Here is a 12,661-nt window from a genome sequence, read left to right as displayed (position 1 = left end):
GACTCTCTGGCCAGATTCCGCTATATCATCGGCAATATCGGCGATCTGAATTTCTTCCTGATTTTTTTCATTCCGCTGGCACTGCTGTTCTTCTTCCTCTTCACCAAGCCCTACGCCCGCTATTTCCGGGAGATTTCGCAGCATATCCGCCAGCTGGCTAACGGGGACTTCAACAGCCGGATTGATATTTCCGCAAGCGACGAGTTCGGCGATATTGCCGCTGATTTGAATCTGGCCAGCGGCAAGCTGCAGCAGGCGGTGGAGCGCGGGGATTTCGCCGAGAACAGCAAGGATCAGCTGGTGCTGAATCTGGCTCATGACCTGCGTACCCCGCTGACATCTGTGTTGGGTTATCTCGACTATGTCCTGAACGATGGAGAATTATCCGCCGAACAAATCAGGCATTATACCTCGATTGCCTATACCAAGTCCCAGCGGCTGGAAAGGCTCATTGATGAGCTGTTTGAAATTACCCGGATGAATTACGGCATGCTGACCCTCGATAAGCGTCCGCTTGACCTGAGCGAGCTGCTGGTACAGTTAAACGAAGAGCTGTATCCGCTCCTGGACAACAACGGGCTCCGTGCCCGGCTGGAGATCACAACGCAGATGGAGATTGAAGGTGACGGCGAGCTGCTGGCACGCGTATTTGAGAACCTGCTCACCAATGCCGTGCGGTACGGCAAGGACGGCCAATATGTCGACATCCGCAGTTACCCCGAGGGGGAGCAGGCGGTCGTTCAAGTGATCAATTACGGCGGCAGCATTCCGAAGCCGGATCTGCCTTATCTGTTCGATATGTTCTATACCGGCGACCAGGCACGGCAGCATCCTGAAGGCGGCACCGGACTCGGATTATTCATTGCCAAAAATATCGTAGAGCAGCATAACGGTACAATCACAGTGGATAGCGACCCTATCCGTACGCTCTTTGAAGTCCGCCTGCCGCGGCCACAATAAATCTGCTAAGCGAATTTAAGAAAAACTTTAACTTTACCCCACTTTCTTTTTAAACGGTTGCCTCTATTCTTTAGACATGAAGATAAGGAGGAGACCGAAATGAAGAAGTGGGTTTTTTGGGCTGTCATCCTTTTGCTGGTGGGCTATGAGGTGCTGCATCAGAATAAGGAGGTTAACTATAATACGCATGGAGCAGAAACTGTCCATGCTCTGACTGGAGAATCCGGAGGTTTTGATATAACGGTACTTTCGAAGAATCAGATTTATCAGGGAAATCTGCTGCTGGTCAACAAGGATTATCCTGTACATAAGACGGGGGTTACCCCCGACATCGTTAACCTGTTCCAACATCACGAGCTGACGGATGGATACGGGCTGCTTAACAACAAGATCATGCTGTCGCAAAAGGTAGCGGAAAAGTTCTCAAGCATGGTAGAAGCTGCCGGACGCCAAGGCGTTACGCATTTTCTGATCAGCAGCGGTTACCGCAGCAAAGAGGAGCAGGAGCGGCTCTATGAGGAGAAAGGCGCTGAAGTTGCGCTGCCCCCCGGCCACAGTGAACATAACCTTGGATTATCGCTGGATATCGGATCTACACAGATGGAAATGAACCATGCACCTGAAGGGCAATGGCTTGAGGAGAATGCCTGGGACTATGGATTTATTTTACGTTACCCGCAGGATAAGACGGACATCACCGGCATTCAATATGAGCCCTGGCATTTCCGCTATGTCGGATTGCCGCACAGCATCATTATGCGTGACAAGAACCTAACCCTTGAGGAATATCTGGAGTTTCTTAAAAAGGAGAAGAACATAACAGCTGCAGTAGATGGCAGGCAATACCAAATCAGCTACGTTCCCGTTACCGGCAACACTCCGTTCACCATCCCTGCAGGCCGGCACTATGAGGTCTCGGGCAACAACATGGATGGAGTCATTGTAACGGTATATCATGACAGCAATCAATAATCTATAAGAAGGCGGGAACCCCGATGAATATGCTTAAATTTCGCCAATACGGATTACAGGCTTTGTATGCGGTATATATCTATATTTTGTTCAAAATCATTCTGTTCAAGTTCAGCCCGATTGATTTCACTTTCCTCTGGCATCAGCTACAGCGGAGTCCTGACACCATAGAGCGTCAGCTGCGGACGGGCAATTTAGTCCCGCTGGCTACCATATATAATACCTTTCATCATCTTACAGCTACTACACTGTTGAATTTTATCGGCAATATAGCGCTGTTCCTGCCGTTCGGCTTATTTACAGCGTTCCTGTCTCCTAACCGGAGCCTTTCCTTGCGCGGGCTGGTCCTTCGGGCTTTTGGATTAAGTACTTTGCTGGAATGTGCACAGGGCCTATTCTCGATTGGAACCTTTGATGTGGATGATCTTATTCTGAATACCTTCGGGGGCATGCTGGGTTATGGGCTGTTCAGGCTGTGGAAGGGCATACGAAAAAGCCCTCCGGTCACGGAAAAGTGACGAAGGGCCGGTCAGTCTTACAGCTAATGATGCTTCCAATAGAGAATTAGAATATTCCCATACTAAGGTACCTTTCCCCTGTATCCGGAGCAATACACAGCACCCGTTTGCCATGACCCAGCCGCCGTGCTTCCTGCAGCGCCGTCCATACCGCCGCACCACCGGAAGGGCCGATTAATATCCCCTCTTGGCTCGCCAGCGCCCGGACTGTCTCCAGGGCATCTTCATCGGTGACCTGGACAATTTCATCATACACCTCAGTATTGAGGATTGCCGGGATGAAGCCCGGACTCGTGCCGACCAGCTTATGCGGTCCAGGCTGTCCGCCGGAGAGCACGGGCGATCCTTGCGGCTCCACAACTACGACCCGCAGATCCGGCAGCTGCCCGCGCAGCACTTCTCCCGTACCGGTAATCGTGCCTCCTGTTCCTGAAGTGGCGACGAATACATCGAGCCGTCCCTCCATCTGCTCCAGAATTTCCGGTGCTGTCGTCGTGCGGTGGATGTCGGGATTGGCTTTGTTCTCGAACTGCTGCGGGATAAAGCTGTGTGGTATGCCCGCACCCAGCTCCAATGCCTTAGCAATTGCTCCCGGCATCCGCTCTGCCGCAGGAGTCAGCACCACTTCCGCGCCGTAGGCTTTCAGGATATTGATCCGTTCCTTCGTCATATTATCCGGCATGACGAGAATGGCCTTGTAGCCTTTTGCCGCAGCGTTCATCGCCAGGCCGATGCCCGTATTGCCGCTCGTCGGCTCGATAATCGTGCCGCCGGGCGTAAGTCTTCCGTCCAGCTCCGCCTGGAGAATCAAATTATATGCCGCCCGGTCCTTAACACTGCCGCTGGGATTGAACATTTCCAGCTTCACATAGACTTCCGCATCATCCGGCCCCGCCAGCCGGTTCAGCCGGACCGCCGGTGTGTTCCCGATCAGTTCCGTAATATTATTTACTATCAGGGATCTCATATTTTGTCCTCCTTATTCCTTGCCTTACATACCTTCTGTATCCCCCATTGTAGTCTTAGAGGCTGGTATTTGTCGATTGGCGGGACTTGGTGTGGTTCAGCGTCCAAGGAAAAAGCGGCAGCCATGGACATGAAACTAAGTCCTGGACTGCCGCTGTTCGATTGACGTTACTCTTCACGAATGACTAACAGCACACCTATAAAAATTAAGATCGTACCAATCCAAAAGGACAAACCAATCTGCTCACCCAGTAACAGCCATCCTAAAAATGTCCCGACAACTGGCTGGAAGAAGAAAAATAATCCGCCGCTTGAAGCCTTGAGCATTTGCAGTCCGCGGTTCCACATTAAAAAGCCGCAGGCTGTTGAAATCACGCCTAAGTACAATAATCCGCCCCAAATCGATGGATGCATTATGGCCCTAACATCAAGCTCAGGCAAGCGGCTGAATGTAACAGGTGTAAGTAACACAAGGGCTACAAGGATCGTATAGAACGTTACGACAATTTGAGAATAGTGCCCCGGTACTTTTTTGATAAGAACAGACATCAGCGCCCAAGCCAGTGCTGCGACAAGCAGGGATACGCCCCCCAGTTGAAGAGACGGATCAATATCGTCTGCTCCGACAATAATGCCGACGCCAATCGTTGCTGATAAGATAGAAATTGCCTTTTTACGTGTAAGCTTTTCCTTTAGCAGAATGCGGGCAAACAGCACCATAAACGCAGGTGTCGTCGAAGTAATAATCGCCCCCATTTGTGCCGTAGACAGCATCGTGCCCGCTTCCTGGGATAGGATCGAGATGGTGTTTCCAATCAGTCCAAGCATGACAATCAGGAGTATATCGTGTTTAGCGATGCGCCATGACTGTTTAGTAACCATACCGATGATCAGGAGTGCAGCAATAGCAATGACATAACGAATCCATACCAGTTCAAGGGGTGGCACAACGCCGACCACATGCTTCACGACAACATACATCCCGCCCCAAATACTGGCAGCCAGTGATAAATATAATGATCCGATTAAAGTGTTCTTCATTTTGCACCCTCCGTGTGTTAGACAGTTCCTGTCCTTAACGGAGTTGTAGTTTTCTGCCGTTAAGGTAGAAGAACTACTGGCACATCATTTTCAAATAACGGTGACTTCATCATCGGTTTTCAGCTCACTTTCAATAGAATTAGTTCATTATATTTTAGATGAAAATTGCAGATTACGATAGAGTACGCTTTATCGGGATGTAAAGATCAACCTTCGCCTTGCCTTCAGGGTCCGTATATGGATCATTCATACAAAACTCCAGCGCATGTCTGTCATCCGGTTCAAAGTCACTGTTAGGCAGCCATCCCCCGTACACGCTTTGGTAAGCAATCGCTAATTTGTCGATCGTATCATAGAACTTGTACAGGGCATATTGCCCGCCGGATAATGTTTTAAACGCTATGCCCGAACCGCTCTCTGCCGAGAATCCTTCCGGAAGTGTGATGCAGGCATCGTACCTGCAGAATTGTTCGTCGGTTACACTTGGATCATCCAAAGAGATTCCGATAAAATATTGCTCCCGCGGTATACCATTCTCCTGCGCCCACTTGCCGAGCGTTTCCCAAGCTTTATGTGTTTCAAGATAGCTGCCAATGTGCCTTGCAAATGCCACCTGATAGCCTGGCAGCTCTTTTACCTCAATGTTCATATCCCACACTCTCCTCAGAAAATTATTGTTCTTGCTATTCAAATCATAATTTTTGGAGAGGGATAAATCTTCCAGATTATTGCCGTAGATTAACGGGATATTGCTATGTTCCTGCATAGTCCTTCTCATTGCGCTTGGTGTGGTCTTATATCGCTTTTTGAAGGATGAATTGAAGCTGGAGACGGAAGTAAAGCCGCATAGCGATGAAATATCCAGCATCGTTTTATTCGTTGTTGTCAGATAGGTAACCGCGTGATGCAAACGTCTCTCTGTAAGATAGGTCATGGGCGTTTTATGTATGATTGCCGAAAAGATTCTGGAAAAATGAAACTTCGAAAAATTCGAAATCTCAGCGAGCATTTCCAGAGTCAAATCCTGTTCTAAATTCTCCTCGATAAACTGAAGAACAGCCTGAATACGTGCCATGTAATCATTATTCACCTGGTTTCCCTCAATCCCGAAAATGATATGGATACAGAATAAAAGATGTCTGTCCGAACTGTTACTATTTCTCAGAATAGCAAGAAGTTACTGGTTTATGCAACGTGTGATCCCTTCCATTGCAATATTAGCTGAAAGCTTTGTCTGAGAGGAAATTATGGCCGTGCATCGAATATGTTAAGGTATTGGAGGCTGATTTATGACGGCTAAGCGAAAAAATATGGATATTTACGTATTGCTGGCATCTGTTGCGATTATTGTTTATTTTTTCTTCGTAGCTACGCCATATGGAAACCGGCATGGTTTTTTTAGTGAAGCAAGCATGCCCGAAGACGGTCAAATCCTGCCCTATTTCTTAATGACAACGCCTCCTTTGGCCGTTTATATTCTCTTTTGTATCCTAAGCCTGAAACGGATAGCCTTTTTACGTTGGCTGAATTATCCGCTGATCATCTTTAATATTCATCTATTCTCTTTATTTTGCCTTTCGGCATTTAACGGCGGGACCATCTTCTGGCTGATCTTGATCACGGGTCCGGTCACGCTGATCCTGATAATAGTTTTTCTGATCATAGGATTGATTAAAGACCTGAAATATCTACGGGGAAAAAGAAGACAATAGAAAGACCCTGCCGTCATCCGGCAGGGTTTTTCTATCTTATATTCTGCTAAACTACGTTAAACCTTGCTACTAGTCCCTGCAGCCCTTGCGCCATAGTGCTAAGGTTGCTTGCAGAGGAGGCGATTTGTTCGACCGAAGCCATCTGCTCCTGAGATGCAGCGGAGACATGCTGTGTATTGGAGGCGGTTGTTTCTGATATCTCCGTTACGTTGCGGATCGAGACCACAATCTCATCGGTAGCTGCCGTAATTTCCTCGACCGCTCCCGATACCTCTTGTATTTGCCCGGTCAGCGTATCAATTGAAATGCGGATTTCACCGAAGGAACGGCCAGCCTGCTCAATAATTCCGGTTCCCTCCTCCACCTCGTCCATGCTGCTCTTCATCATTTTCACCGCACTCGCGGCATCGGTCTGAATGCCGGCCGCCATCCCGGCAATGAGGCTGGCCGATTCACCCGATTGTTCTGCCAGCTTACGTACCTGATCGGCAACCACAGCAAACCCTCTGCCCTGCTCTCCGGCACGTGCCGCTTCGATGGTTGCGTTCAATGCCAGCATGTTGGTCTGTGAAGCAATCCCTTTAATCACGTCCACGATACTGCCGATATCCTGTGAACGTTCCACGAACCCAAGCACCTGCTGGGACAGGGTTTGAATCGAGCGGTTGATGGAAGCCATCTGGCGGGTGGCAGCCTGTAGCGATTGATCGCCGGAAATGGCGTAATCTGCCGAACGCAGGGAAGCATCGGAAATATCCTGTACACTTGCTGCGATCTGCTGGATCGCGGTGGATATCTCCAGAATGGTCGTCATGTTGGTCTGCAGATCATTCATCTGCTTATCCGTACCGGAAGCAACAGTGCCCATAATATCAGCGATCCGCTCCGTAGTTGCTGCGGTCATTCCGCTGTCCGAGGTAAGCTTGGAGGAAGATACGGCCAGGCTATTCGCAGACTGGCTGACTTGTCCGATGATGCGGCCGAGATTATCCGTCATCCGGTTAAAGTGACGGGCCATTTCTCCAATCTCATCCTGGCTGCGGACCGTCAGCTTGCGGGTCAGATCCGCTTCACCGTCTGCAATCTCCATTAGCTGCCCGTTTACATCACGGATAGGTTTCAGAATCCGCTGCGAGAGAAGTAGTGCTATGACCGCGGCCAGCAGAACAGAGAAGCCTGTTACCCCTAAGCTGATGCCCATTGCAGAACCGCGGTGCGCTTCCGCCTGGCTTTGCTCAGCCGCTATCTCTTCATTCAGCATGTTCTCAAAGACCAGCTGCGAGTTGATGATCGAATCCAGCGAGAGGTTGGTGAACTCTTTTTGCGCAGCCGGGAAATTCCCTTCCTTAGCCAGAGCGAAGGCACTTTCCAGCGCGGTCAGATAAGTGCTCCATCCGGTTTCCAGCTCCGTAATCCCTGCCAGCTCCGCTTCATTTATTCCGGCATTTTTGAGCTGCGTGATGGCTGCCGTAATTTCCGGTATCTCCGCCTCGTAGGCAGTCAGATAAGTCGTTCTGTCTCCATCCGTATTGCTCATCACATATCTAGCGGCAAGCCCGTCCGCCGTGCGGATGTTATCGGTCAGCTCCTGTACCAGCGTCAGCTTGCTGTAATTGTGGTTGATCTGGTCGGACATCATCGTGGCTTTACCCTGAAAAAATGTATTGCCCGCAATAGCGAATATAAATACGAGAATAACGGCAGTGAAACCTAATAAAATTCTTGCACGGATTCCTTTGAACATAACTATTTTCTCCCCGTTCTTATGTAATCTGTGATGCTATGGCTATGTATGAAGTACTTTACACCCAATACGGCCCTCCATTCTTCAACAGCAGGAAGTCTGCCGCTTAAATTCTGATGCTAAACATCTCCTCTGGCTTTATCCTACTGAGTTAGCCTTAAATAGACCTTAAATAACCCTAAGCTTAAACTGAACATTAGCTGAAAATATGCTTGCCCGATAAACAGCAAAAAAAATGACCGTCTTGAGCGGCTCCAGGCCAGACTCGACGGTCATTGTATAATCCATTATCAGCTATTCATATAGATTCCCGTTCGCCAGCTGGGCCAGACGGGCTTTATCCAGCACGCTCAGGCGGCCGCGCTTCCGTTCAATAATCCCTTCCTCGATGAAGCGCCGCACAATCCGGTTCAGATGGCGGTAGCTTGTTCCGAGCAGGTCCGCGGTCTCCGTCAGGCTGGAGGTGCGGATTTCCTCAACCCGCTGGCCTCCAACATTATCTTCGAACAAGGACATCAGATAGCTGGCAAACCGGTTCTCCACCGGATAGAGCAGATTCAGGGCAGAGGTCTGGCCCAGCGTATACATCTTGTGGCTCAGCTCCCCCATCAGAAAACGCAGCAGCACCGTGTTCTCCTCCAGCTCCTTCAGCAGCATCTTCCGACCGGCCACCAGCAGCAGACTATCGCCTACAGACTCCACTTCATTTTTGACCGGATACTGCCGGAGCAGCTCCACATCCCCGATCACTGACATCGGCCTTGCGAACCGCACCAGCATAGATTTCCCGTTCGGCAGCAGCGTATGAATTTTCAGCTTCCCCTGCACGAGAATGAACATGCTCTCCAGCCGGTCACCAACCGAGCAGACCGCCTCCCCGTCACCATACCTTCGCAGCTCCATAGCCGCAATAACGCCGCTGCTGAACATCTCCCGGAGACCATTTTGTTCGGCAAGCCTATGAACTACTTCCGGGTCAATGATCGACTGCATACAACCTTCCTCCTTCTACACAAGGACCGCTGTCCAATTGTAATAACTGTAACACAACCCTTTGTCTTCAGGAAGAATGTACCCTTAAGGCGTCTGCTGCGTTCCGAGATACCGCTCAAGCGCCTGCTGCCCCCGGTATGTAGAGATGTTGAAGGAAGGCCATTCCTGTGCGTCTAGCGATGGTTCAGACCTTTTCTCACGCAGGCTCTGGTCGAGCAAGCCATTTTCCTGTTTACTGAACGCAATCAGCTTCGGAACGGCTTCCCACGACAACTCCATCAGATAGTGCGTATCCAGCTTCCCGCTGGTCTCATAACGGGCTATATTCTGGCCGGCGATGATCCGGTCCATTCCGATATAATTCATGATCACGTAGGCGAGCAGACCAAGCACAATGTAACACTTCATCAGCGGAAACTGTGCCCGGCTTATCCGAACTGAGGCCAGAACCAGAAGGAGCCCCAGGAAGATCATAAAAGCATGGACCAGAAAGCGGATCTGCGTATAGCCGTACGCTTCTTCATATAGGGCCAGCCGGGAATAAGCTGAATACAGCATCACTATCGAGCACAGCACCATAATATAGAGCAGCAAGCGGATGAAGGTTTGCAGCCTGGCTTTAGCCTTCCCGAGAGCAAGCAGTGACAGCAGCAGGATGGCAAAATTGATCGCTGTCACCAGCATCAGCTCAAAAAAACCGCTCCGGGCATAGTCGGCATATGTACTGTCCTGCGGCAGAATGCCATCCCAGGCACCGAACAGATAAGAGAATTGAACCGTAACAAAAAGAACATAAACAATATTAATCATGGTCAGAACCGTCGTGATGATGACCGGATCAAGGGTAAAGCTTACAGGTTCAACATTACCTTCTCCCTCTGCCTTCCCTTCCTTCAGCTCTAGACCCGCCTTATTCAGCCGGGGGGCAACAAAGCCCCAGAGATAACCGAACAACCCCATTCCCAACAGGACACTCCACAGCGTACGGGCAAAGCCTTCATCGAACGATATCCGCTCCAGCAGATCGGGAAATTGATTAAGCACCTGATGGAAGACACCGTCCGCCGAAGAGAGCAGAGAAACCACTACCAGTAGAAGCGGAAACGAAAAAACCAGTCCGATCAACACCTTGATGATCACCTGCTTGCGTTCCCCCTGGATACTGCGGCCGCTTGATTGTTTGATAACGGCAAATACCGTAGGCCAATGCCTCAGGCTCTGGGCAAAAAAGTGCTCCAGCGCAGCACCGATCAAGCTGAATCTGCTCCAGGAAGGCTGGCGGTAGCTGAGCATATAAGTCATATGTAACAGAATCAGCGCCGGAAGCACCAGCAGGTTCAGTGCGATGAAAAACCAGTTCGAGAACAGCACAAACGTCATTGATAGGAGGAAAATTGCACCTAGCCAGACATAACTGAACCACGTGGGCGGACGCAGGCGATCTTTGGCATAGTAGAGCATAAATCCATAGAACAGGGCCACGAAGATGGGATATGAAACACCGGGCTTATGGCCAAAGAACAAATATTGATGCACAGTTGCCAGTATAAAGGCTGCAGTCAGTGCCTGAAGCGCAGTCTTCGGGTTAGCAGGGCCTTTCTCTTCCATGGGAATCCCTCCAGTTAATCACTTTCATATCCTGATTCTAGCTGATAAAATAAGAAGAAAAAGAGAAAAAAAACCAAGTTCATTTCCTATTTTATAAAAGGGGGCTATCTGCCGTGAAGCTGCACAGCCAATTTCTGAAGCTGCATTCGCAGCATGGAGGAGCGGAGGAAGCCGCGGTCACACTGGACGAGCTGGCGCATACCCTGAGCTGCACTCACCGGAATGCCCTGAATGTGATTAACAAGCTGGCAGAACAGGGCTGGATCCGCTGGACGCCATGCCGGGGACGCGGGCGGCGTTCTTCGCTGAGATTCCTGGCGGGTGCTGAAGAGATTGCGCTCCAGTCCATGATGCAGGCAATCAGCAGCAGCGATATGCGTAGCACTATTGAAGGTATCCGCAGGTATGCCCGCTCCTCCTCCCTGCAGGATACACTTCAGGGCTGGCTGCTTACCTATTTCGGGCATCATTCCGAGATCCGCAGTGATAGACGGATTGATACCTTGCGGCTTCCGGTAACGCAGCACCTCCATAACCTGGATCCGCTGTATATGAATCTGCTGGCTGAATCCTTTGTTTCCAGCCATGTATTTGATGGTCTGGTGGCGCGCAGCGGCGGACAAGGCGGGATCATATCCGGACTGGCCCATGCCTGGGATACGGATGAGAAGCGGACGGCCTGGACCTTCCACTTACGCAAGGATGTACTGTTCCATCACGGAAAGGTATTAGCGGCTGAGGATGTCGTATACTCCTTCGAACGAATGATGAATACTTCGCAGCGCATGCTTTACAGCAACATCTTCAAGGAGATCCGGGAAGTCAAGGCGCTCAGCCCGACTACGGTCCGCTTTCTGCTGAAGAAACCCAACGAGCTGTTTCTTCCTTTCCTCTGCACAAGCCGGGCCGCCATCGTCCCGCGTGATCTGGAGACAACACCTGCCGGCAGCTTCGGGCGCAGACCGGCGGGGACCGGGCCTTTTAAGCTGGCAGAGATGAATGAGGACATGTGCGCGCTGGAAGTCTTCCCTTATTATTTCCAGGGACGGGCTCACCTCGACCGGGTGGAGATTCTCTATGTCCCGTGGGATATCGCTTCGGCTGCGGCTGAGACAAGCTCTCCGTTTCATATCATCCCGAACCCTGCCGCCGCAGGCTCAGCTGTCTGGAGCCGGATACACTCGGAATCTTCTGTGCGGAAATTCATCACCTGCAATACGAAAAAAAAAGGACCGCTCAGCGATCCCCTGCTACGTGCAGATGTACTCTCCTGTTTACATGAAGGAGCCGCGGCGCAGGGGCCGAAGCAGCAGCACGCTGATACGCCAGCACTGCAAATCGCAACCATCCCGCAGTATGCCGGCGATGCCGAGGCCGTTGCTGCAAAGCTGTCGCACCACGGATATTCATGCAATGTATTATCCGTCTCCCCTGAGGAATTCAAAGGTCCTGTCCGCCTGCTGGCCGATCTGATCGTCTTCTCCCTGCTCCGCGATCAGGATGAACAGCTCAGACTGTTCGACCTGTATTCTACGATGGTGCAGCATATTGAACCGCGCACGCGGGCCGATATTGAAGGACGGCTCCAGATTATTGCACGCGAACAGGATCCGAAGGCCCGAGCCGCAGGCTTCCAGGCGATAGAAGATAGCCTGAGGCATGAGCATCAGCTGCATATCCTGTATGAGAAGCCGGCGGAAACAGCCTATCTGCCCTCTGTCCGCGGAGTTACCTTTAACAGTCAGGGCTGGGTAGACTTGCGTCACCTGTGGTTTCCACCGGAATTGTAAATTCCTACCCTATTCCAACTTATCCCTTGCCCGGCAAGGTTTCCAGGAGTCCGCGGCCAATCAGATTGGCCGAAATGGGCGCTTTGCCGAGCTCCCTGGCCCAGAGTGACAGCTGCCCGATATGATGGATCTCATGGGCAATGACATGGCGCATAATCTCTCCCCAGCCATCGGTCACTTCCGAGCCGTCCTGGCGTACATCCTTAAAAATATTCCGTTCCAGCCCCTCATTCCACGCCAGGACAAACGCTTCTACCTCCGGCCGAAAACGAGCGTCCAGCGCTCTAACCTTCTCCACCGTATTATAATGGGCAAAATCCTCCTGAAAATCCGGTTTGCCCTGCATAACCATGATCC

12 protein-coding genes are annotated in these 12,661 nt (G+C 50.7%); 5 read left to right on the top strand and 7 right to left on the bottom strand.

Annotation, left to right across the window (positions count from 1 at the left end):
* From AQR02_RS08065 to AQR02_RS08055, 3 genes are all read left to right on the top strand, one after another.
* A partial coding sequence (locus AQR02_RS08065) for a HAMP domain-containing sensor histidine kinase (RefSeq protein WP_108721986.1) occupies positions 1-960 on the top strand: 960 nt, incomplete at its 5' end.
* A 99-nt stretch (positions 961-1,059) separates the two neighbouring features.
* On the top strand, positions 1,060-1,932 hold the full coding sequence (locus AQR02_RS08060) for a M15 family metallopeptidase (protein WP_054940134.1): 873 nt from the start codon (positions 1,060-1,062) through the stop codon (positions 1,930-1,932).
* Positions 1,933-1,955: 23 nt separating this feature from the next.
* Positions 1,956-2,450, top strand: a complete 495-nt coding sequence (locus tag AQR02_RS08055) for a VanZ family protein (RefSeq protein WP_054940133.1) — start codon at positions 1,956-1,958, stop codon at positions 2,448-2,450.
* Between the two features lie 46 nt (positions 2,451-2,496).
* On the opposite strand, the gene cysK is transcribed toward AQR02_RS08055, so the two are convergent.
* The 3 genes from cysK to AQR02_RS31140 form a co-directional block, all read right to left on the bottom strand.
* The gene (gene cysK, locus AQR02_RS08050) at positions 2,497-3,417 is read right to left on the bottom strand and encodes a cysteine synthase A (RefSeq protein ID WP_054940132.1); all 921 of its coding nucleotides are present in this window, start codon (positions 3,415-3,417) and stop codon (positions 2,497-2,499) included.
* Between the two features lie 167 nt (positions 3,418-3,584).
* Positions 3,585-4,457, bottom strand: coding sequence for a DMT family transporter (locus AQR02_RS08045; protein WP_054940131.1), 873 nt, complete (start codon positions 4,455-4,457; stop codon positions 3,585-3,587).
* A 172-nt stretch (positions 4,458-4,629) separates the two neighbouring features.
* The gene (locus AQR02_RS31140; protein ID WP_167347610.1) at positions 4,630-5,532 is read right to left on the bottom strand and encodes an AraC family transcriptional regulator; all 903 of its coding nucleotides are present in this window, start codon (positions 5,530-5,532) and stop codon (positions 4,630-4,632) included.
* 235 nt (positions 5,533-5,767) lie between these two features.
* Between AQR02_RS31140 and AQR02_RS08035 the strand changes: the two genes are divergently transcribed.
* Positions 5,768-6,169, top strand: a complete 402-nt coding sequence (locus tag AQR02_RS08035) for a hypothetical protein (protein WP_148449075.1) — start codon at positions 5,768-5,770, stop codon at positions 6,167-6,169.
* A 46-nt stretch (positions 6,170-6,215) separates the two neighbouring features.
* Here AQR02_RS08035 and AQR02_RS08030 read toward each other — a convergent pair whose 3' ends face one another.
* The 3 genes from AQR02_RS08030 to AQR02_RS08020 form a co-directional block, all read right to left on the bottom strand.
* The gene (locus AQR02_RS08030) at positions 6,216-7,913 is read right to left on the bottom strand and encodes a methyl-accepting chemotaxis protein (RefSeq protein WP_054940129.1); all 1,698 of its coding nucleotides are present in this window, start codon (positions 7,911-7,913) and stop codon (positions 6,216-6,218) included.
* A gap of 294 nt (positions 7,914-8,207) precedes the next feature.
* Positions 8,208-8,906: a Crp/Fnr family transcriptional regulator gene (locus AQR02_RS08025; RefSeq protein WP_054940128.1), complete on the bottom strand. Its 699-nt coding sequence runs from the start codon at positions 8,904-8,906 to the stop codon at positions 8,208-8,210.
* A gap of 84 nt (positions 8,907-8,990) precedes the next feature.
* The gene (locus AQR02_RS08020; RefSeq protein ID WP_054940127.1) at positions 8,991-10,514 is read right to left on the bottom strand and encodes a DUF4153 domain-containing protein; all 1,524 of its coding nucleotides are present in this window, start codon (positions 10,512-10,514) and stop codon (positions 8,991-8,993) included.
* 113 nt (positions 10,515-10,627) lie between these two features.
* Here AQR02_RS08020 and AQR02_RS08015 point away from each other — a divergent pair, with 113 nt between their 5' ends.
* Positions 10,628-12,304, top strand: coding sequence for an ABC transporter substrate-binding protein (locus tag AQR02_RS08015; RefSeq protein WP_054940126.1), 1,677 nt, complete (start codon positions 10,628-10,630; stop codon positions 12,302-12,304).
* 19 nt (positions 12,305-12,323) lie between these two features.
* Here AQR02_RS08015 and AQR02_RS08010 read toward each other — a convergent pair.
* A partial coding sequence (locus AQR02_RS08010) for a DinB family protein (protein ID WP_245237214.1) occupies positions 12,324-12,661 on the bottom strand: 338 nt, incomplete at its 5' end.

This window comes from Paenibacillus ihuae (genome assembly GCF_001368795.1).
In the GTDB taxonomy this organism is placed as follows: domain Bacteria; phylum Bacillota; class Bacilli; order Paenibacillales; family Paenibacillaceae; genus Paenibacillus_AQ; species Paenibacillus_AQ ihuae.
Note: the sequence above shows the minus strand (reverse complement) of the source record. Positions and strands in the feature narration are given on the sequence as shown.